The sequence below is a fragment of the Allorhodopirellula solitaria genome, assembly GCF_007859855.1.
GTDB classification, from domain to species: Bacteria; Planctomycetota; Planctomycetia; order Pirellulales; family Pirellulaceae; genus Rhodopirellula; species Rhodopirellula solitaria.
The window spans coordinates 13,770-35,290 of record NZ_SJPK01000028.1 but is presented as its reverse complement, the minus strand read 5'-3'; the positions used below and the strand labels follow the sequence as shown (position 1 = coordinate 35,290).

At 56.9% G+C, this 21,521-nt stretch carries 14 protein-coding genes and 1 pseudogene; 7 read left to right on the top strand and 8 right to left on the bottom strand.

From position 1 onward, the window contains the following. Positions 1-249 precede the first annotated feature (249 nt). From CA85_RS23350 to hsdR, 4 genes and pseudogenes are all read right to left on the bottom strand, one after another. A complete protein-coding gene (locus CA85_RS23350) occupies positions 250-1,428 on the bottom strand; it encodes a PDDEXK nuclease domain-containing protein (protein WP_222435518.1) in 1,179 nt (392 codons plus the stop codon). A gap of 2 nt (positions 1,429-1,430) precedes the next feature. Continuing rightward, on the bottom strand, positions 1,431-2,933 hold the full coding sequence (locus tag CA85_RS23345) for a type I restriction-modification system subunit M (protein WP_146393905.1): 1,503 nt from the start codon (positions 2,931-2,933) through the stop codon (positions 1,431-1,433). Positions 2,934-2,939: 6 nt separating this feature from the next. Next, complete coding sequence (locus CA85_RS23340) at positions 2,940-4,076, bottom strand: PDDEXK family nuclease (RefSeq protein ID WP_146393903.1); 1,137 nt, start codon at positions 4,074-4,076, stop codon at positions 2,940-2,942. Positions 4,077-4,080: 4 nt separating this feature from the next. After that, a pseudogene (hsdR, locus tag CA85_RS23335) lies at positions 4,081-6,429 on the bottom strand (EcoAI/FtnUII family type I restriction enzme subunit R). 1,087 nt (positions 6,430-7,516) lie between these two features. Here hsdR and CA85_RS23330 point away from each other — a divergent pair. Both CA85_RS23330 and CA85_RS25235 read left to right on the top strand, forming a co-directional pair. Further along, on the top strand, positions 7,517-8,518 hold the full coding sequence (locus CA85_RS23330; RefSeq protein WP_146393901.1) for a calcium-binding protein: 1,002 nt from the start codon (positions 7,517-7,519) through the stop codon (positions 8,516-8,518). Between the two features lie 624 nt (positions 8,519-9,142). Further along, on the top strand, positions 9,143-9,844 hold the full coding sequence (locus CA85_RS25235; RefSeq protein ID WP_186775172.1) for a hypothetical protein: 702 nt from the start codon (positions 9,143-9,145) through the stop codon (positions 9,842-9,844). A 114-nt stretch (positions 9,845-9,958) separates the two neighbouring features. On the opposite strand, the gene CA85_RS23320 is transcribed toward CA85_RS25235, so the two are convergent. From CA85_RS23320 to CA85_RS23310, 3 genes are all read right to left on the bottom strand, one after another. Further along, a complete protein-coding gene (locus tag CA85_RS23320; RefSeq protein ID WP_146393899.1) occupies positions 9,959-11,359 on the bottom strand; it encodes a phytoene desaturase family protein in 1,401 nt (466 codons plus the stop codon). A gap of 93 nt (positions 11,360-11,452) precedes the next feature. Further along, a complete protein-coding gene (locus CA85_RS23315) occupies positions 11,453-11,704 on the bottom strand; it encodes an acyl carrier protein (protein WP_146393897.1) in 252 nt (83 codons plus the stop codon). 129 nt (positions 11,705-11,833) lie between these two features. After that, a complete protein-coding gene (locus CA85_RS23310; protein ID WP_146393895.1) occupies positions 11,834-13,093 on the bottom strand; it encodes a beta-ketoacyl-[acyl-carrier-protein] synthase family protein in 1,260 nt (419 codons plus the stop codon). Positions 13,094-13,369: 276 nt separating this feature from the next. On the opposite strand from CA85_RS23310, the gene CA85_RS23305 reads away from it, so the two are divergent. From CA85_RS23305 to CA85_RS23285, 5 genes are all read left to right on the top strand, one after another. Further along, the gene (locus tag CA85_RS23305) at positions 13,370-14,815 is read left to right on the top strand and encodes a phytoene desaturase family protein (protein ID WP_146393893.1); all 1,446 of its coding nucleotides are present in this window, start codon (positions 13,370-13,372) and stop codon (positions 14,813-14,815) included. A gap of 100 nt (positions 14,816-14,915) precedes the next feature. Then, positions 14,916-15,884: a ThuA domain-containing protein gene (locus CA85_RS23300; protein ID WP_146393891.1), complete on the top strand. Its 969-nt coding sequence runs from the start codon at positions 14,916-14,918 to the stop codon at positions 15,882-15,884. A 542-nt stretch (positions 15,885-16,426) separates the two neighbouring features. Further along, positions 16,427-17,335 carry an NAD-dependent epimerase/dehydratase family protein gene (locus CA85_RS23295; RefSeq protein WP_146393889.1) on the top strand — a complete coding sequence of 303 codons (909 nt, stop codon included), beginning with the start codon at positions 16,427-16,429 and terminating at the stop codon, positions 17,333-17,335. A 352-nt stretch (positions 17,336-17,687) separates the two neighbouring features. Then, positions 17,688-19,640, top strand: a complete 1,953-nt coding sequence (locus CA85_RS23290; RefSeq protein WP_186775171.1) for a DUF1588 domain-containing protein — start codon at positions 17,688-17,690, stop codon at positions 19,638-19,640. A gap of 7 nt (positions 19,641-19,647) precedes the next feature. Beyond that, positions 19,648-21,030, top strand: coding sequence for a DUF1552 domain-containing protein (locus tag CA85_RS23285; protein WP_146393909.1), 1,383 nt, complete (start codon positions 19,648-19,650; stop codon positions 21,028-21,030). 36 nt (positions 21,031-21,066) lie between these two features. On the opposite strand, the gene CA85_RS26250 is transcribed toward CA85_RS23285, so the two are convergent. After that, positions 21,067-21,240 (bottom strand): endonuclease, encoded by a 174-nt coding sequence (locus CA85_RS26250; protein WP_391564949.1) that lies wholly within the window; start codon positions 21,238-21,240, stop codon positions 21,067-21,069. Positions 21,241-21,521: the final 281 nt, after the last annotated feature.

Here is a 21,521-nt window from a genome sequence, read left to right as displayed (position 1 = left end):
TCAATCCATCAAGTCAGCCGCAAGAGGCTTTCGTTCCTTCGCCAACTACCGACTCAGGATTCTGTTTTACTGCGGCAAACTCGATCTGATGCCGGAAAATACGTGCCACTAAATTCCGAGAAGAACCGCTCGGCAACTCCACAAACGACTCAAGGTTGTCGAAAAACGGCTTTAAGCCGGGAGTCTGGCAGACCGCTTCCTGCCACTCTGGCGACTCCCACGGAGGTGTATCCAACGGTTCGGCTAAACTCATTGCTCACCTCCTTCACTGAGCGATTTCAGTCGCTGGCGTTCGGCGTCGAGCTGGGCTTGCAACACTTCCTTGCTGGGAAGTTGCAGTTGGTACTGAGACACGAACAGCGAGTTGTCCATGCCCGCCAAGGCGTATTCGACGAGGGACTTGTCATGATCAGTACACAACAAGATGCCGATCGGTGGGTTGTCGTCTTCACTCCGCACATTGCGGTCGTACCAACTGACGTACGTGTTCAACTGGCCGATGTTTTCATGACTGAATGATTCGAGCTTGAGTTCGACCAGCACGTGGCACTTGAGGATGCGGTGGTAGAATACGAGGTCGATGAAGTTGTGGGTGTCGCCGATCAGAATGCGTTTCTGGCGTGCTTCGAAACAGAACCCTTGCCCGAGTTCGAGCAGAAAGTCCTGTAACTTGCTGAGCAGTTGGTCTTCCAAATGCGATTCGCTCATCACCTCAGCGGGACGCAGGCCGAGGAACTCGAAGATGTACGGGTCGCGAATGACAAGTGCCGATGGCTGAGTTTCGGCGGTGGTTGCGGTGAGCTGATCCAGTTTCCGTTTGTTGGTAGACAGTTCGCTGCGTTCGTACAGCAGGCTGGCGATCTGCCGCCGTAGCTCTCGGACGGACCAGACTCCAGAGATGCATTGGGCGGCGTAGAACTCGCGTTTTTCGGGGGTGTCCAGAGCGATCAGTTCGGCGATGTGACTGAAGGCCAGCTTGGTGATGATGTCGGAGGCGGAAACGGATTTCTGTGAGTCCCGCATGGGATCCACCGAAATGGGAGACGGTGTCTCCCGAATTGGTTCGTCTGACCCGAAGTCATTAACTGGCAGTAGTTTGCGGAATTCGGGAGACAACGACTCCCGAATGCTCGGATAGGCCCGATAGAATTTCCGATAGCGACGCAGTTCCCTTGCTTCGGTGCGGCTGACGCCCGCTTCCCCCAGTTCTTCGGAGAGCCGGTTGAGCAATTTGTCGCCGTAGGTGGCTCGATCTTCGCCGTTTTGTTCGTACTGGTGGATGTAGTAACCGATCAGCCAGTTGCGGGCCGTCAAGCTGATGTTGACCGCCCGGGATGCGTGGCTAGCCAATCGCCCGTCGACGATCTGGATGGTGCTCAGCAGTTCGGTGAACTGAGCTGGCGTTGTGAGTTGAGTGTTATCGGCCACCGCTACTTCCCACCTCCCGATGAGGACAGCGCCGTGGCGAGCTCGCTTTTGAGCTGGTCGAGCGTCTGGCGGCTGGCGGCGCGGATCGATTCCAGTTCGGCCAGCAGTTCGTCGGGATCGCCAGGACCGGTGTCGGAGTTGTGTGGGTTCTTGATGTCGAGGTTGTAGCCGTTCTCAATGATTTCGGCCGCGGTGACCTTCCACGCCCGCTCGCTAGCTTTGCGGCCTTTGAACCCGCCCCGCGCGTCCGGCTTGCCCCACCACTTCTTCTCCGCGTCGAACTCTTCGATGCGGATCGGCTTGGTCTTGTTGTAGCTCTTGGCGCCGGGCGGATACGGATGCTCGTAGAACCAGATGTCTTTTGTAGCCCCTTTCTTGCCTTTCTGTCCCTTGGTGAAGAACAGCAGATTGGTCTTGATGCTGGTGTAGGGCGCAAAGACTCCGTTGGGAAGGCGGACGATCGTGTGCAGGTTGCACTCGTCGAGCAGGCGTTCCTTGATCCGCGTTTTCACGCCTTCGCCGAACAACGTGCCATCGGGCAGGACGATGGCGCCGCGCCCCCCGTCCTTGAGCAGGTGCGTGATCAGGACGAGGAACAAGTCGGCAGTTTCGCGGGTTTGAAACGCTTTGGGGAAGTTCAACTCGATACCGTCTTCTTCCATGCCGCCGAAGGGCGGGTTGGTGACGATGACGTCTACACGATCTTTTGGACCGTAGTCCCGCAGCGGGCGGCTGAGCGTGTTGTCGTGGCGGATCTGCGAGGGGACGTCGATGCCGTGCAGCAGCAGATTCGTGGTGCAGAGAATGTGCGGCAAGTGCTTTTTCTCGACACCGTGAATGCTGGCTTGCAGGGTATCTTCCTGAGCCGGTTTTTTGACTTGGCCGGTCTCTTCACGGATGTAATCGATGACGGCGGTGAGGAAGCCGCCCGTGCCACACGCCGGATCGAGGATCTGCTCACCCAGCTGCGGAGCGGTTTGCTGGACCATGAACTGCGTGATTGCTCGCGGCGTGTAGAACTCGCCCGCGTTGCCCGCCGATTGCAGGTCTTTGAGGATTTGCTCATAGACGTCGCCGAACAGGTGCCTGTCTTTGCTGTTGTTGAAATCGATGTGATTGATCTTGTTGATGACCTGGCGCATCAACGTGCCGTTCTTCATGTACTGGTTGGCATCGTCAAAGGCGGACCGGATGACCACGGCGCGAGGATTAGCCGCCGAGACGGTTAGGTTTTTCAACGCAGGAAGCAGTCCGTTGTCAACGAAATCGAGCAAGCTATCGCCGGTCATGCCTTCTTCATCGGTCGCCCAATTACGCCAGCGATACTTGTTCGGGATCGGTGATTGGAAGTCATCTTCGAGCAGTTCCTCCTCGGTCTCGCGATCGTCGAGAATTTTCAGGAAGAACATCCACGCAAGCTGCTCAATTCGCTGGGCATCCCCGTAGGTGCCCGCATCCTTCCGCATGATGTCTTGAATGGATTTGATCGTAGTGGAGATAGACATGTTGCGTTAGTTTCCTGCCGTACTGTCGATGCCAAATCTTTGGCAAACTCTGTCGATGGTGTTTTGGTCCTTCAGCTTGCATGCCGTGTGCCGGGATGCGAACAATCCTGGTTCCCAGAAAGGCTGATCCCTGGAAACGGTCTTGATCCATTCCACGCGGACCAGGTTGCTGCACATGTCCGGATCTCCGATGTGATTGCTCATATCCTTTGCTGACAACGGGAGATCAAGCAGGCACTTTGCTTCGCTGCCCTCGCCCACCATAAACTTGTCAACGGTCTGATTTTTCTCTTTCACGATGCCGACGCCGACGTAGCCGTGTTTCGGAATGAGGACAAAGACGCGAGCGCCGACAAATAAGTGGTCCAGAGTCCGGGTAAACCAACGGCCTCCGCTCCCAGCAACAAAGCCGTATTTTCGGCAATCGTCCCAATTCGCATCGTCAAACTCGCCAAGCGATACATAGAAGTCGTGGCCATTCCATGCCGAGACAGTACTGCCATCCTTGGCTGCCTGCTTCTGACGAATTTTGATCTGATACGCCTCTGCTTCCGGCAACGGAATGATGGTTTGGACATCCAGAAACAGTTCTTCCCTGGTCCCATAGGGTTTGATTCGGACGCAGGATATATCGATCCTCTGCTCGCGAAGCCACAGCACGGAAGTCGTAATCTCCTTTGAGAACTCCGCAGCAACCAGCATAACGCGCACGGCTTTTCCGAAATCGGATTCAATGGGTTCATCCCAGCCCAGAAATGATAAAAGCGTCTCTTTCGCGTCACGAACATCATCACGTTTGGCAAGGTAGTTCGCGAAAGTTTTTTCCGCGTCTGCAAACGTTATCGCACTGACCATCGCCGCATATCGCAACGCTTGCAGCTCCATATGACCACCATCCTCGGTTCGCTTGAGCTCGACAACCACGACGTTCCCCTCTCGGTCGAGCGCAAGCAGGTCGATTCGGCGTTTACTTTCTTCCCAATCGCTAAACTCCTCCGAGATAACCAACAAATTCGGATCAAGAATCTCTATCCGATCCTGGAGCAAACGTTGCAAATCCGCACGTTCAGAGACAGCGACGTCTGAAAAGCTGGTGGGAGTGAGCGCCACGATATCGACTTGGGTGTATCGATAAATTGCCATTTTCTCAGGATGCGTTGGCGTAGAGTTGAGTTTCGAGATCCTTCAGCGCGGCGAGATAGCCGGCCTTGCCGCCGAATAACTTGATGATCTCAACCGGAGTTCCAAATTCGTCCAAGGGGTCGACTTTGAGCACATCCATGCTTTCGATGGACAAAATGCCCTGGTTCGCGTACTTCTCTAGCAAAGCTTCTAGGACGGCCCGTGCCTGATCGCCATATTTGGTGAAGTAATCTCGCTTCTTCACCTTCTCGGCTCGATCACGCCGCGTCAGGGGCGGTTGTCCGTACACAACATGGCACAACAGGTCGAAGGGGTCGAGATCGATGCCGACGTCATCCGCGAGTGCTTCGAACAAGACGCCCTGCTGTTCGAACTCAGACATGATCGCGGCTTTCTTTTCGGCTGAGTTCCAGGTTTGCAGGAACTCGTCCATGGACGCGAAACGGGACATCACTTTCTTCTTGGTGTAATCACGCAGCGATTCGGTGATCAGCTTGCCATCGGCACCGTAGTACTGAATCCGCTCGGCGACCACGCTGACCGGCGTATCGTTGACATAGTACTTCTTGGCGCCGGGGCCGGGCGGCGGATCACCGCCTCCGGTGGTATCGTCGCCCTCGCCATCTCCTCCCCCCTTAGTTCCCGATCCTGTCGCTTCGGGATCGTAGTCCTCATCGGAAATGGGATCGCCGTCGAAGTCGGGGTCGGCAAACAACTCGGTCGCCCGCTTGAAGTCGATGATCGTGAAAAATAGCTTGCCGTAGTCCTCGTCGATTCGCGTCCCACGGCCGATGATCTGTTTGAACTCGGTCATGGATTGGATTCGTTGATCCAGCACAATCAGCTTGCAGGTCTTCGCGTCCACTCCCGTCGCCATCAATTTGGATGTCGTCGCAATGACCGGGTAGCGCGACTCGGGATCAATGAAGAAGTCGAGCTGGGCCTTCCCTTCCGCGTTGTCGCCAGTGATCCGGACAACGTATCGGTCGTCCTCGGCAACAAGGTCAGGATTGCAATTGACGATTGCCTGACGCATCCGCTCGGCGTGATCGATGTCCTCACAGAAGATAATCGTCTTGTCGTACGGGTTCGTGGTGGCAAGGAATTCGGTCACTCGTTGGGCAACGAGCTCGGTGCGTTTTTCGAGCACCAGAGAGCGGTCAAAATCAGTCTGGTTGTAGATTCGGTCTTCGATCAGATTGTCGTGCTTGTCGACCTGTCCTTTCGTCGGACGCCATCCCTGCAGGTCCTTGTCGATGTCGACGCGAATCACCTTGTACGGCGCAAGAAACCCATCCTCGATCCCCTGCCGGAGCGAGTACGTGTAAATGGGATCGCCGAAATAGTGGATGTTGGAGACGTACTTCGTCTCCTTCGGTGTCGCGGTCATTCCAAGATGCGATGCGCCGCTGAAGTAGTCGAGGATTTCCCGCCATGCGGAATCGTCCTTGGCGCTGCCGCGGTGGCATTCATCGATCACGATCAAGCCAAAGAAGTCGGGCGAGAATGCTTTGAAAACCTTGTCCGCTTCGTCAGGGCCGGTGATTGCCTGATAGAGCGACAGGAAAACCTCGAAGGATTTGTCTGCGGTCCGGTTGCGGATCTTGTTCATCGCGCCGCCAAACGGCTTGAAATCGTTGGTCTTGGTTTGATCCACCAAGATGTTGCGATCGGCGAGGAATAGAATTCGCTTCTTGGCTCCGGACTTCCACAGCCGCCAAATGATCTGGAGCGCGGTATAGGTCTTGCCGGTGCCCGTGGCCATGACCAATAGAGCCCGATCGCGGCCTGATGCAATCGCCTCGACCGTCCGGTTGATGGCGTTTACCTGATAGTAGCGTGCAAACTTCTCGGTCGCGTCCACTTAGAAATCGGACTCGACAATCTCTTCGGCCTGCTCGTTAATCCCACGCCACCGGAGGTTCCGGTCCCACAGGTCCTTCGGGGTTGGGAACTGGTCGAGCGACACTTCGAACTCTTTGTGCGGAAACGTGCCCGTGCGATCGTGGATCAGAAACCCATCGCTGTTGCTGCTAAAGGCGAACGGCACATCGAGGCAGTCCTGGTGCGAGTATGCCAGGGCTTGCTGCATCCCATCGCCAACAGAGTGCGTATTGTCCTTGGCTTCGACAACCGCCAGCGGCATCCCTGGTTTGTGGTACAGAACGTAGTCAGCTCGCTTTTTCGGCCCTCGCGAGGTCGACCGGCCCTTCACAATCACGCGCCCGTCGGTAAACGTGACCTCTTCACGGACCTGAAGCTGCACATCCCAACCTGCACCCACGATTGCGGGGGTGATGAACTTGGTGCAGATGTCACGTTCGGATAGCGAGTGTTTGTCGATTGAATCCATTTTTCGGCCGACACATTCGGCAACCAGTCGCGGAGAGGTGGTGTGAGTAGAACGAAGTGAGATCCGGCATCTCTCCATGTCCCAGTGGATCCGACCGGGTGAATAATACGAACTGGCTCGAACCGCACAGAGGTGTATTCGATTCCGGGCGATTGGTGTTGCAGGGTGCCGCGTAGGACGAGCTCAAACGACCGCAGGATGCAGCGTCGGCAGGGTCTATCCGATACTGAAACTGCTCCCGCTGAACCAGCCATACGGGTGGCTTCAGGTAGTGTATTCGCCTTGGGACGCGATGTTTTGGCGAATCCATGTCGAATCACCCCCTTGCCCATCCATGCTATGACGCTCACGCCCGTGTTTTTGGCCATAATTTGCGCACTGCAACCCGTGAACTTTCACTGTTTGCTTGTGGGGAGGGGCCGAGTGCTCGCATCCATGATTTGCGCCGGATTTCGGCAGGTACTTTCACGACAGGGAGCGGGCGTCACCGAGTCCGTTTTCTCGGAATTTCATCGCCGGGTAAATACCCAAACGGCACAGAGGAATACCCGAAATCCTCGTGTCTGAGTGCGATTGACTGCATCGAGTTGCAAACGCCAAAAATGCTGCTAATATCACGTCACGCCTATATGCAAAAGCGTGATTCCAGGCTATCACGGGTTCGGACTGTCGATCCGGAGGTTGCGGGTTCGAGTCCCGTCCGCGTCGCTTCTTCAAAAAACCGCGTTAGCAAATTCGCTACCGCGGTTTTCTCCGTATCTCCGCGAAGTGATTCGCCTGGCCCAATCGCTCAAGTCGAAGATCCGCGTATCGGCAGTTGTGTACCGCCGCAACCAATCCTGGAGAGATTCCAGAGAAGAGCAGTAGGCAAGCGCAGCGACACCTACGGATGATCCAATCCGTTTCGCTGCTTCCATGCCAACGCGACTGCCCAGTTCAGAATACAATGATCGAGCGATGTTTCGATCTCAATGTTCCGTGGGCAACTTCACTTGGGACTGGTCCTAGCTAAGGGGTTTTCATGATGCAAGTTAGTACAAGAGTGCTTGTTGTCGTATGCGTGATTCTCGGGATCTCTCATTCCAAAATGGCACTGAATGGATTCGGCCAAGACGCGAACCGATTGGTGGATTATTCAGCACTGGCATTCAATCCAGATCGCTGGAGAGAGCAGAATGTCTCGTTCCAAATGGTTCCTTGGTCGGGCAAGCACGTCGTGTTATTAACGACTCCCGGTGACTACGACCCGAAGACGATGACTCGGATTATCGGCAGACTGGATGCGGGTTGGCAACTCTACCTTGACCTCGTCGGCAAGGCTCCCAAACCTCTCAAGCAGATCGACAATAAAACTACGATCTGTGCATTGCCGAAACCTGGGCTATCCTGCGGATATGGCTGTGGCTACGTAGGGTTTTCGGGAATCGAAGTCGCTGGGTTTTACGACAAAGACTTTCCGAGTGTCCGCCGCAATCGCGATGTGTTTCCGCACTACTATTTCTATGAAATGGGCAGGAATTTCTATCTCTTCGGAGACCGACACTCGTTGTTCACAACGGGCTATGCAGTTTTCATGCGATGTGTTTGCATGGACACACTTCAGTGCCAAGATGAAGACGCAGCGACGCGACGGATCATCGAAGGCTGTGAAGAGGTTTATGCGAAGTCCGATCTTTCGTTCCTGGACGCATTTACCAACCTGGGAAGCGGGGAGAAATCCCACCGTTTAAGAGACCCTATCACCAGCCAGGCAATCATTCCGAGCGATCAACCGGTATTGTACGCAGCCGCCATGCTGAAACTGCGTCGACATTTCGGAGGCGACGAGTGGGTCGAAAACTTTTTCCAGGCCCTTCACGAGTGTCCTGAAGTGAAAGCGAACGATGAGAGGTCGGCTATCGAGCAATCGTTGAACTGGTATGTCTGCGCGTCGATTGCTGCACGCCGCGACTTGACGGACGTATTTGTCGACAGGTGGCGGATGCCGATGACGTCCGCGCAACTGGAAATCACCGACAAGACAGATTGGACAAACAAGAATTTAAAAGCGGCTGATTTGGTGTCACAACTGGTCGCCGCGTTGGAGTAGTTTGACGCAGAAAAATGGCTGATCCGACGGCAGCGTGCTTCGTCACGACGGCTGGATGCATACTCATCATTTCTGCTGCGATTCAAGATTCGGAGTCTGACCAACGCGAGGCTGCCACACTATCCAATCCAGAGGCACCAGCGAGATTGCTGGCAAATACCGCCAGAGGATCGCTGACGCGTCGGTGCCAAGACCGCTTCGCAGCCCGAAACGAATGGCGTCCGGCAGACGCGTCGCGCGTTGGCTTGCGTTTTTGGCACGAAGAGTGCTGCGTGGTGAATGATCGCCAGGTTATTTTTGCAGTAGCGATTTGCATTCGACGACACTCGTCGAAGCGATGCCCGAGAGCCCAAACCGACTTGTGGAAATTAGGAGGTTTAGGCAATTGACATCGGCGTTAACGTGGCTACTGTAGGCAATAACGCAGAACGAAAGTGGTCAAGTCGCCACAGGCCGTCGGGGAGGAATCTTCGGAGGCTGGCTCGTTTCTGGGGAGGACGGCATCGCAGCGTGCGGCGTCGTCTGGTGAAAAAATTTCACAGGGGTGCTCGGTTGCACCCCAAATGTTTCCAGTGTGCGAACTCGGATCGCACCGAAAACTCCGAAACTTTTTGGGAGAATTAGATGAGTCGGAATTTGGTGAAAGCAACGGCCGCCTTCGCATTACTGATGGGTGCGACGGTCACAATGAGCAGCCCAGCGAACGCAGGTGGTCTCTTCCATCGGCTATTCGCCAAGCACAACTGCTGCGAACCAGCCCCACAACCTTGCTGCACTCCAGCACCAGAGCCCTGCTGCGAGCCTGCTCCAGAGCCTTGCTGTGGTAGCTCGAAGGGGCATCACAAGCACCATGGTCACCATGGCCATCACGGTCATGCGGCGAAGCCATGTTGCGGCGCTGCCGCTCCTGCCCCTGCCCCTGCAGCGCCTCAAGCAACTCCTTGCTGTGGCGGTAGCGGAAGCTCGGTTCTCGAATCGCAGCCTGCAGCCAGCAGCCAGGGCATCGAACTCGCACCAGGCGAGACTCTCGTCCCTGGTAGCGTGAACACGACGGCCGATGAAGCCGCTGCTGCAGACGAAGCTGCCGCTTCCGAAGAAGCTGCCGCATCGGACGAAGAAGCCGCTGCCGCGCCTGCTGCAGAAGCTGACGCTGCGAGCGAAGGCGATGCTGTGCCCAGCAGCAGCGACGAAGCAAACGCACCGCCTGAGCCCGTCCAAGACGGCGCTGAGGAAGCTGCTGATGCCGCCAGCGACGCTGCTGACAATGCAGCTGATGCGGCCAACGACGCCGCCGGTGAAGCTGCCGACGCCGCTTCGGACATCTAAGCAACGGCTGTCAATCAGGAGGCCTAGCGTCCACTGAGAAGAAAGCTTCTATTCGCCTCGCATGATGCAAGTCATGCGAGGTTTTTTTATGCTGCCCTGAAGCTGAAGGCCAACCTATGCGTCAGGCACCAAGCAGTGGCGGTTGGCCATGCTGATCCCACTGACGATGGCACCGACGATGCCCACGAATCCCTGATCGGTACCACAGAGATAGAGATTGGGGAGATGAGTGCAACCGTCGAGTTGCTTGTCGGGTGCACCGTACACAGCACCGTTGTCGTGGAAGGTGAAGCGACGAATGGTTTTGGGGGTGAACACGTCGGTAGCGACGACATGGGATCGAAAATCGGGCATGAACCGCACGGCCGATGCCACAGCGGCATCGTACTGAGTCACCTTGGCCGCCTGGTACTTATTTTCAGGCAATTCGCACCAGTGGTCGTGATTGGCGAGCGTTGTGATGCGGACCACGCCATCGGGAAGCTGCCCCTCGTCGGCGTCGTAGACGTAGTTATTGGGGCTGCAGATCACTCCCGTGCGGAGATCACAGAGGTGATCGTCGGGACGCTGCCAATGGAACTTCTCTGAATCATTGTAGAACACGATCGTGCGGTCAAAACCGAGTTCCTGGGGGTCGCGGTCGAGCACGCTGATCGATTCGATAAACGACAGCTGGCCCGCCTTGGCAACCTCTGGGGCTGTGATGTCATCGCACATCCGCATCGTCTCGATATTACCTGCCGACGAGAGGATGCGTTTGCCTTCCAGTTCCGTTCCATCATCGAGCACCACGCCCACGGCGCGTCCATTCTCGACGTGAATCCGTGAGACTCCGTGCCGCAGCTTCAGCTCGCCCCCGAGGCCGCGGAACTTGCGTACGAGGTTTTTGAGAATCGTCCGCACGCCTTTGTAGGGACGTCCAAAACCCTCGAGGTAGCAGGCGCGAAACATAATACAGAACTGGCCGTAGTCCATGTCGTTCTGCCGCGCGTTGCCGTACCACATCAGTGGGCAAAGCAGCATCTCGATCAACAGCGGTTCGCTCAGGTGCTCCTGGAGCACCTCGCGAGCGCTCCGCATGAACTCGGGCGACCCGCCGTCCATGTCCGAGTAATCCAATAACGATTCGCAGAGGCTACGAAAACCATCGATTTGGCCGGGGAACCGAGCGGCGATCTCATTCTCGAGTAGCTCGATGTCGTTATTGAAATCCAGCGAAACGCCTGGGAACCGGATCGAGGATCCAATCTGTTCGGCGAGCTTGAAATCTTCCCAACCGAACCGCAGCTGCCGGATCAGCTTCGCCAACGGCCCGCGTTTATCGCCTTTGCGGGCGAAGTTGGTCATTGCGTGCAGGCCCACATCGTAATCCCGGCCCCCCATGCGGTAGAACGAATTGAGTCCACCGATGGTATAGTGTCGCTCCAAAATACAGACACGCTGATCGAAATGAGCGAGTCGAATGCCGGCGGCCAAACCGCTCATGCCCGCGCCAATGATGATCGTATCGTACATGGCAAGCTTCTCTCCGCTAACGGACTGTTGATTCGGCCTGAACTGCCAAAACTGCGTGCAAATGGTAACCCGACGCGTGAGCGAGAGACTGCCTTAGATGTCTTTCATCTTGGGCTCGAGATACGTCACCGTCGATTCCATGCTAGCGAGATTTCCGTAGTCTTCCTCGGGAATCTGAACGCGGTGGCGTTTGCGCAGCTCCATCACGATATCGAGAAAATCCATCGAATCGAGCTCGAGTTGGTCTCGAAACGGTTTTTGATCATCGAGACCGTTGAGATCCTCATCGGGAGAGATGTCTTCGAGGATATCAAGGATTTCAACGCGAATTTCAGCGGGGGTCATGGACGCGAGTGGACGTGAGGAAATGGAAGGGTGGAGCCAGGCACAAGAAAATGCAATCCCAGCGCGTCTATCAGGCGCGTGGGGGCAATAGTTTCGGGGCCAGAACGAAAACGCACAAGGCCTAAGCGATCAAACACGCCCGATAATGACGACCGAATTGATTCCTAGCATCCCGAACGAATTGTTGAGAATGTAGTCAACCTGTGGCCGCTGCTCCGGTTCGTTGAGCACCAATCCGGGCAGCTCGCAGTCCGGATCGAGCTCGTCGACATTGATCGTCGGGTGCACCACCCCGTCACGAAACGCCATCAAATTGCCTGCCAATTCGAGCGCCCCGGCCGCTCCCATGGCGTGCCCGATGTAGCTCTTGGTGTTGTTGATCCGCACGTTGTCGCACTCACCAAAAATCGATCGCAGGGCTTTGCATTCCTGCGCATCCCCGCTCATCGTCCCTGTGGCGTGGGTGCTGAGAATGTCGATATGATTCGCTTCGAGCCCCGCTTTGTTCAGCGCCATCTGCACACATTGAGCTTGCCGCTCAGGATTGGGCAGAACAAAGTCCGTTGCGTCCGTATTCATCGCATATCCGACCAGCTCGCCATAAATCTCGGCTCCGCGAGCCTTGGCGTCACTGAGCCGCTCGAGTGTGTACAAACACCCACCCTCGGCGACGACAATGCCGTTGCGATTCTTGTCGAATGGTCGCGAGGCAGCGGCTGGATCCGTGTGAGTTGCCAACGCATTCTGGCTGTTGAAGCTCGCAAAGATCCCGAACGTGTGAATGCTCTCGCTCGTCCCGCCCGCGATGGCGAGGTCGCATTCGCCCAGACGCAGCATTTGGGCACCCTGAATAATCCCGGCATTCCCCGCCGCACAGGCAGCACCAATCGTGTAATGCGGCCCCGTGACGCTAAGGTTGAGGGCGATCTCTCCGGCGGGATTGTTCGCGACCGTGCGGGGGTTGTGGTGATGCGACCAACAGCTCGTGTCGTAATCAAATCCCTTGATGACGTAAATCTCGTTCTCGGTCTCGACGTTACCGTGCTCGGTCACGCCGACGTAGATGCCGACTCGTGACTTGTCGGTATTTTCCCAGTCCACTCCTGAGTCCGCGATCGCTTCGTTGGCGGTATAGACGCCCACACTGCCGGCCCGCGTGCCACGCCGGATGTCCTTTTTGGACTGATGTTTGGTCGCGTTGAAATCACAGATTCCCGCCAGGGTTTCTCCGAAATAGCGAATCTCGTAGGGCTGGACACCGCTGCGTTTTTCCAACAGCGCTTCGCGGAAAGAGCCCAAATCGTTGCCATTGGGGGAAGTTAGCCCGATGCCCGTGATGACAATTCGCTGGTCGTCGGGGAGTTTCAATGCCGAATGAGGAGCGGTCACGTCAAAAACAATGAGTAGGGTGAGAGCTCGGACCGGTTGCGACGGTCGGGCTGCGGGATTGCCGGGAAAGAGTCGCCTCGCAGAGTAGCGTTGGAGTCGCAAAGGCTCAACGCCCCGACCGGGCGATTGTGGAGTCCATCGAGCACGCTTTTCCAGACGTGTCCCCAAGACGGATAGCAGAAATTCCCTACAATCTAAGACGCTCAGGGTGACAATGAGCCAGCGATTTCTCCTGTTTACTCCACAATCCACGCTTTTCAACGCAAGTCAAAATTCATGGCCAAGGACTTTCTCAAAGGGGTTGCCGACGAGTACGACGTCGTCGTGATCGGCAGCGGTTTGGCTGGCATGACCTCCGCCAATATCCTCGGCCGGGCCGGCCACCGGGTCCTGTTGCTCGAACAGCACTACAAACTCGGTGGACTGGCGACCTGGTTCCTTCGCCCCGGTGGCCATACCTTCGACATCTCACTACACGGCTTCCCCCATGGCATGATCAAGTCCTGTCGCCGGTACTGGAGTCGCGACATTGCCGATCGAATTGTCCAACTCAAGAACATCCGATTCGATAACCCACAGTTTTCGCTAACGACAACCTTCAATCGCGAAGATTTCACTCGCTTGTTGACGACCCAGTTCGGTATCGAGGCGGCCACTGTTAGCGAGTTCTTCGACACCGCGCGGGGCATGAACTTTTACGACGATCAATCAACAACGACCCGGCAACTTTTCGATCGGTTCTTCCCCGGTCGCGACGACGTCGTCCGCTTGCTGATGGAGCCCATCACCTATGCCAACGGCTCGACCCTGGAAGACCCCGCAATTACCTACGGGATCGTGTTCAGCAACTTCATGAGCAAAGGGGTGTTCATCTATGAAGGCGGCACCGACGATCTCGTCGCCCGGATGAAGAAGGAACTCGTCTCCAACGGTGTCGACATCCGCATCAATTGCCCCGTCGAGCAAATCGAGGTTTCCGATAGCCCCGTCCAAGGGACTCGCGTTGCAGGTGTCCGCGTCCATGGTCGCTCGATTCGCTGCCGGGCTGTCGTTAGCAATGCGAACCTCCGCACGACAGTTCTCAAGATGATTGGGCCGGAGAAACTCGACCGGGATTTCGTGGAGCAGACCGAGGCCGTGCGTCTGAATAACTCCAGTACCCAGGTCTACATGGCACTCAAACCGGGCGAGGAAATCGACGAATCCAGTGGCGACCTGTTCTTCACAAGTACTGCCGAAGAGTTTCGCACCGACTTGTTGCTCAGCCGCGATATCACCTCGCGAACCTTTAGTTTTTACTACCCGCGTACCCGGCCTACCAAGAAGGAACGATACGCGATCGTCAGCAGTACGAATGCGAACTGGTCCGATTGGGCCGACTTGAACCCAGCGGACTATGAAGCCAGCAAGCAAGATTTGATCGAGACCACGATCGAAGCACTTGAAAAGTACATCCCTGGTGTGCGGGACAAGATCGATCGGGCCGAAGCCGCGACGCCGCGAACGTTCCAACACTACACCATGCATGAATCCGGCGCCAGCTTCGGCACCAAGTTCGAAGGGCTCGCCGTCAGCCGCGCGTTGGGAGACCAAATCAGCGGCATGTACCACGCCGGCAGCGTGGGAATTATCATGAGCGGGTGGCTCGGCGCGATCAACTATGGCGTCATCGTCAGCAATGAGGTCGATCAGCTCCTCGTTCGCGAGTCATCCGCGGTCTGAACGCACACGATGAGAAGCACGTCGGGAGAAATGATTCCGCTCTTGTCAGCCGACCTATTCAGCGACAGCCCTCCTTCCCCACCTCCCACCTGAGTTCCCCATGATCAAGCTTTCGCGCGTCTTGCTCGCCTCGACCATCTGCCTTGCCTCCACACTCTGCTCGCTCACTTGGGGCATCGACCCTGCGGACGCCCAGGATACTGTCGATCCATGGCAGAAGAAGAAACAAGAAATTTTCAAGCCGCTCTCTGACGCGGCGCAGCAGACGATTGGTCGCGCCGTCCCAGCCACGCCGACAGCGAAACCACGAGCCACTCGCAAGATTCTCGTCTTCTATCGCTGCGAAGGCTTCGTCCACGGTTCCATCCCCTATGCCAATCAGGCGATCAAGGCGATGGCAGAAAAAACCGGTGCGTTCCAAGCAGACTTTGCCGACACTTATGACGTCTTCACCAACGAGAACCTCGCGAACTACGACCTCGTGCTCTTAAACAACACGACCGGGATGCAGTTCCAAGAGCCGTCGCAACAGAATGCTCTGCTCGACTTCATTGCCGACGGTAACGGCCTCGCTGGTATCCACGCCGCCAGCGACAACTTTGGTGATTTCCCAAGGTGTCGGGCGCTGATCGGCGGCCAATTCAGCGGTCACCCCTGGGGTGCGGGCGGTACCTGGGCATTCAAACTCGATGATCCCGAGCATGTCCTCAACGACGCTTTTGACGGTCAAGGTTTCTGGCACAGTGACGAGATCTATCAATACCAGCCGGAAAGCTATCAAGGCCCCGAGGTCTTGCGGTTACTCGTGAGCCTCGACATGAACCAAGAGGAGGTATCCAAGCGAATCGATGACGGACCGCGTGAAGTCCCCGTGTCTTGGATCCGACAGGCGGGCGATGGCCGAATCTTCTACACCAACTTCGGACACCGCAACGAGACCTTCCAGAACCCAGCGATGCTGCGTCACATGCTCGACGGAATTCAATACGCCATCGGCGACCTCGATGCCGACGCAACCCCCACAGCCAAGGCCGACGAGATACAACCCGCCCTGGCACCAGCCAAGTAGGGTAAACATAGTCGACCGACGGCTCCGACCGTCGCGAGCAACAAGCACTCTCTCCCCAGCTCAGACGGGCGGAGCCGTCTGGCTACATTGTCGACCGACGGCTCCGACCGTCGCGAGTAACAGGCACTCTCTCCCAGCTCAGACGGGCGGAGCCGTCTGGCTACATAGTCGACCGACGGCTCCGACCGTCGCGAGCAACAGGCACTCTCTCCCACAGCTCAGACGGGCGGAGCCGTCTGGCTACATTGTCAACCGACGGCTCCGACCGTCGCGAGCAACAGGCACTCTCTCCACAGCTCAGACGGGCGGAGCCGTCTGGCTACATTGTCGACCGACGGCTCCGACCGTCGCGAGTAACAGGCACTCTCTCCCACAGCCCAGACGGGCGAAGCCGTCTGGCTACATAGTCGACCGACGGCTACGACCGTCGCGAGCTCTCCCCCCCTCACCGAGTACGCATCCAACCGCCTCGACATCGGCCTCTCCGAAGCATACGTTGCATTTCCCAAAGGAAATCCGAGACACTCCCAACGGAGACAGACATGAAGATTGCATTGACGGGCGCGACAGGTTTCATCGGTCGTTACATTGTCGATTATCTCAACAACGAAGGCCACTCACTGCGCTGCTTGCACCGCGCCTCCAGTGACCGGCAAGGTTTCGAGCACATCCAAGATCTGACATGGGTGGAAGGCAACCTGGGCGATCAAAAGCAAGCTGACACGTTGGTCGATGGTTGTGATGCCGTGGTCCATGCGGCGCTCGATCGACCGGGTGCAGGGTTCATGGGCGCCGAAGGCGATCTGATTGACTTTGTCGAGAAGAACGTGGTCGGTACGCTCAAGTTGATTCAGGCCGCCCGCCAGTCCGGTGCCGGGCGTTTCGTGACGGTCTCGACTTGTGCGGTCCACGATAAAATTCTCGATGATCGCCCGCTCGATGAAACACATCCCCTCTGGGCGAAGAGTCACTATGGGGCGCACAAAGCGGCGATTGAGAAATTTGTTCATAGCTTCGGCCTCGGCCAAGACTATCCAATCTGCGCTGTCCGGCCCACTGGCGTCTACGGTGTTGCCCACCCGGCAGAGCAGAGCAAATGGTACGACTTGATCGCGGCAGTCGTCCGCGGAGAAAGCGTTGAATGCTCTCGCGGCGGCAAGGAAGTCCATGCCGCTGATGTAGCGAAGGCCATCGGCCTCCTTCTTAAAGCAGATGGGATCAAAGGAGAAGCCTACAACTGCTACGATCAATACATCTCTGAACTCGACGTTGCGAACCTAGCCAAGGAGCTTTCAGGAAGCTCGGCTCAGATCTCAGGTGAGCCCAAGCAGCCCAAGCATCAGATCTCGACCGACAAAATCCAAGCTCTGGGAATGCAATTTGGCGGCGCCGAATTGCTGCGAGAAACAGTCGCCGGTTTAGTCGAGCACGCGCAGCGGAGCAGCTCTTAAACGCGTCCGATGAATGAACTCGCGATCCATTGCCGGGAATGTGAAATACCATTGCGTCGCGGGCGTTTCCGAGGATAGCCGGTGGTCGGAGCCCAGCGAACAACTCGAGAATCCACCCGCTGCTGCCGAAAGCGGGGGTGAATCCCACTGACGCTTCGTGTACAGTGAACTATCCCTCCTGAAGCCTGCGCCGACGAACATCGTGTCACTTCGGCAGTGTGAATGAGTCTTGCGAAAGATTCTCTCATGGCGAATTCCCCCGCCACTCTGCCAACCTCGTTGTTCCCCTACGGCCGCTCGCTTCACCCCCTCCCGCCTCATTCCCCTCCCATCTGTCATGTGCGCGCATCCCATGTGTACGCGAATCGGCATCTTGTTGGCCGCGACTGCGATTTGGATCGCGTCCTGGACACCGTCGCACGCCGATTCCACCGCTCAGCCGCAAGCGATGACTGCTCCGGCAGCAGTTGAGTTCTTGCGTGACTACTGTGTGGATTGTCATGACGGGGAGGGTGGCGAAGCCGGCCTCGATCTCGGCTCGCTGGAGAAAGCCGAGCAGATTCCGCTCGCGATCCAAAAATGGAACCGAGTGGCTGATCGGATTGCCGATCAACAGATGCCGCCGATCGATAGCGATGCACCGTCGCTCGATCAACGCAACGCAATGGTGGACTGGATTCGCGGAACGATCCATACCGCTGTCTGCGACGACGGCGTCACGCCGGGTGGCCCGATGCTGCGGCGGCTCAATCGGACCGAGTACGCCAACACCGTCCGCGACCTGCTGGGGATCCAACTCAATGCCGGGCATGGTTTACCCAGTGACGGGGCGGGCGGCGAAGGGTTTGACAACGCCGCCGAGACCCTCTTTATTTCGCCGATTCATGCCGAGAAATACCTGGACGCCGCCCGAGCTGCTCTGACGCACGCGATGAGTGACCCAAGCGATCGCAAATCCATCCTCGTCTCGACGCCGTCCGCCAATACCTCGCCGCGTGATGCCGCTGAGAAAGTCATTGCCAAGTTTCTGCCACGAGCCTTCCGGCGACCGGTATCCGAGCAGGAGAGGGGCCAGTACGTCGATCTGTTCGAACAGGTTTACGTGGAGGATCCATCTTTCGACCTGGCGATCAAGTTCACACTCGAAGCAGCGATGGTGTCGCCCAAGTTCCTGTTTCTCTGGGAGCAACCGCATGATGAGCCGGAGCCCATTCTCGTTTCCGATCATGAACTGGCCTCACGGCTCTCGTATTTCCTATGGGCTTCGATGCCCGATGAGGAGTTAATGCGTCTTGCCGATCAAGGCAAATTGCGAGACGAGACTGTTCTGGCTGACCAGATCAAGCGGATGCTCCGGAGCAGGATGGATGACCGGGGGCACCGGCGTAATGCCAAAGTCCGCGCCTTCGCAAGGAGCTTTGTCGAGCAATGGCTCGGGACGCGTGCCCTGGGACGTGAGTTTCAACCCAACGAAGCCGTCGTCGGGAAGCTAAACTCAGAGCTCCTCGGCGGGATGAAGTACGAACCGGTGTTCTTCATGGAGGACCTCTTGGCGGAGAATCGCTCCCTGCTCAACTGGATCGACTCCGACTTCACCTATGCCAACACGAGCCTCGCCAGACACTATGGGGTCGATGGCACATTTCGCGAACAGCCCAAGTACATTGAGTTGCCCGCGGATAGCCATCGCGGCGGCGTGTTGGGGATGGGCGCCGTCCTGGCGGTGTCGTCATATTCGCATCGAACCAGTCCCGTGTTGCGGGGCAAATGGATCATGGAAACGCTTCTGGGGACTGCACCGCCGCCCCCGCCACCTGACGTTCCTGATCTCGAAGAAGTCGTTGCCGAGGATGGTGAAAAACTATCGCTGCGGCAGCGACTCGAACGGCACCGTGCCGATCCCACCTGCGCCTCATGCCACTCCGTCATGGACCCTCTCGGCTTCGGGTTGGAAAATTACGACGTGCTGGGCCGTTGGCGGACGGAAGTCGATGGGATGGAAATCGACGTTTCAGGAACGCTCCCCGATGGGACGACGTTCGCCGGGGTAGCCGGGCTGAAGGATCAGTTGATGCAGCGGAAAGACGCATTCATTCGTCATTTTACCCGCAAAATGTTAGGCTATGCGTTGGCCCGACAGTTGACCAATGAGGACCAGTGCGTCGTCGAAGCGATCAGTGAAAAGGTTGTCGAGGACGACTACCGAGCCCAGACCTTGGTGCTCGAAATCGTCAAGAGTGTGCCGTTTCAGTACAAGAGCGGTCAAGAATTTCCTTCCAATCAGGACCACAACGATGGCAAATAAAGTGCGGATGTCGTTTCTTCAACAACAGAATCTCCGTAACGCCTCTCTGTCGCGGCGGACGCTGTTGCGTGGCACTGGTGCCGCTTTGGCGCTGCCCTGGCTCGAAGCGATGATGCCGAGGCGGGCCACCGCGTCGACAGCCGATCCACAGGCAAACGACCAGGCCCCTGTTCGCATGGCCGCCCTGTTCGTGCCCAACGGAGTTCGCCAAGACAAATGGACCCCAGCTGGCGAGGGCCGTGAGTTCGAGTTGTCGTCGACCCTCGAACCACTCGCCGATGTCCGGGACCAACTCTTGGTGCTGACGAATCTTTGGAATCAGGCCAGCAATGCGGGTGATGGACACTACGTCAAAACCTCCGGTTTCTTAACCTGCACCACGATCAACAAATCGCTCGGCATCGATCTCAATTGCAATGGTCAGTCGATGGATCAAGTCGCAGCGGCATCGGCCGAGCACTTGACCCCACTGCCCTCTCTCGAGCTCGGCATGGATCCTGTGACGACGGGCGTGGATACCAATGTCGGTTATACACGCGTCTACGGCTCGCACATCGCCTGGAAAGGCCCCACAACGCCACTGGCCCGGGAACTCAACCCGCATTTGGTCTACGAGCGTTTACTGCGATCGGCGCGTCCGGGTGGCAAGTCGAGTGAGCGGGACACGTTGTTGCTAGACCAAGTCATTGACGACGCCAAGCAGCTATCGAAATCACTCGGCGTTGAAGATCGTCGGCGGATGGATGAGTACTTGCAGTCAGTTCGCAGCATCGAGAAACGGCTCTCACGCCAGAAACAGGCAGGTGCCTTGGCCTGGAAACCCAGAGTCTCGATGGATTCCTTGCAAGCCCCGCCCAAGGACGTCCCCGATGAGTTTCCCGAACATGTGCGATTGATGCTCGACATGATGGCGATCGCATTCCAAACCGACACGACGCGAGTGTCGACGTTCATGTTCGGGAACGCTGTTAGTGGCCGCAGCTTTGCATTCCTCGACGGGGTTACCGGAGGACACCACGACACCTCGCACCACCAAAACTCCGCAGAGAAACTTGCCCAGTACGAGATCATCACCCGTTGGCACGTCCAGCAGTATGCCTATCTGCTCAATAAATTACAGAGCATGAAGGAAGGGGAGAAAACGGTGCTGGATAACTCGATGATCCTATTCGGCTCAGGGCTTCGCGACGGCAACAGTCACAGCCCACGCAACCTGCCGATCCTATTAGGCGGCAACGCAGGCGGCCGCATCGCCACCGGCCAACACCTCTCCTTCAGCCCAAACACACCGCTGTCGAACCTCTACCTCGCCATGCTCAACGCCTTCGGCAACCCCACCAACCAATTCGCCGACAGCACCGGCGTCCTCCCCGGAGTACTCGCATCGTAAACCGGCATCGCTCGCGTCGACGCAAATCTTGCCAGCCTAATCGGGATGGTCGATTAATGGGTCGCGGCTGTCTTGCTTCCTGAAGTTGGTTTGATTGCGTTGAAGCTCATATTCGGTCGCCGGGTGACCGTGATGCCACTTCAAGTGCGTGGCAACGCGATCTGCACGGAACTCGCAGAGAACGTCAACTTTACTCTGGTAGCGGAGCAGGAAAGATTGCGTCGCACTCGCAGCGGTCCCTTCTCCGCTGACCGCTTCAGATTCGTTGCCAACTCGCTTCCCACCCCAATCCGAAATGCTTTCTCAAAGTCTGAGAAGTCAGAGCACGGAATGTGAACAGGTAAGGCAGATCACCACACATTGGCTCTTTCGTGTTAAACCACAACCGCAGTACCACATGTTCACAACGAAAGGGAGGGTTCAAGGAGGTCGACTTCGTCCAACAGTCGCGATGGGTATTGCCCGAGCAGCAGAAAGGAAATTCGGCTCCA

Excerpts from the sequence above, each read along its gene's own strand:
- CA85_RS23345 (WP_146393905.1), bottom strand. The coding sequence starts at position 2,933 with ATGTCTATCTCCACTACGATCAAATCCATTCAAGACATCATGCGGAAG.
- CA85_RS23340 (WP_146393903.1), bottom strand. The coding sequence starts at position 4,076 with ATGGCAATTTATCGATACACCCAAGTCGATATCGTGGCGCTCACTCCC.
- CA85_RS23330 (WP_146393901.1), top strand. The coding sequence starts at position 7,517 with ATGGCACTGAATGGATTCGGCCAAGACGCGAACCGATTGGTGGATTAT.
- CA85_RS25235 (WP_186775172.1), top strand. The coding sequence starts at position 9,143 with ATGAGTCGGAATTTGGTGAAAGCAACGGCCGCCTTCGCATTACTGATG.
- CA85_RS23320 (WP_146393899.1), bottom strand. The coding sequence starts at position 11,359 with ATGTACGATACGATCATCATTGGCGCGGGCATGAGCGGTTTGGCCGCC.
- CA85_RS23315 (WP_146393897.1), bottom strand. The coding sequence starts at position 11,704 with ATGACCCCCGCTGAAATTCGCGTTGAAATCCTTGATATCCTCGAAGAC.
- CA85_RS23305 (WP_146393893.1), top strand. The coding sequence starts at position 13,370 with ATGGCCAAGGACTTTCTCAAAGGGGTTGCCGACGAGTACGACGTCGTC.
- CA85_RS23300 (WP_146393891.1), top strand. The coding sequence starts at position 14,916 with ATGATCAAGCTTTCGCGCGTCTTGCTCGCCTCGACCATCTGCCTTGCC.
- CA85_RS23295 (WP_146393889.1), top strand. The coding sequence starts at position 16,427 with ATGAAGATTGCATTGACGGGCGCGACAGGTTTCATCGGTCGTTACATT.
- CA85_RS23290 (WP_186775171.1), top strand. The coding sequence starts at position 17,688 with ATGTGTACGCGAATCGGCATCTTGTTGGCCGCGACTGCGATTTGGATC.
- CA85_RS23285 (WP_146393909.1), top strand. The coding sequence starts at position 19,648 with ATGTCGTTTCTTCAACAACAGAATCTCCGTAACGCCTCTCTGTCGCGG.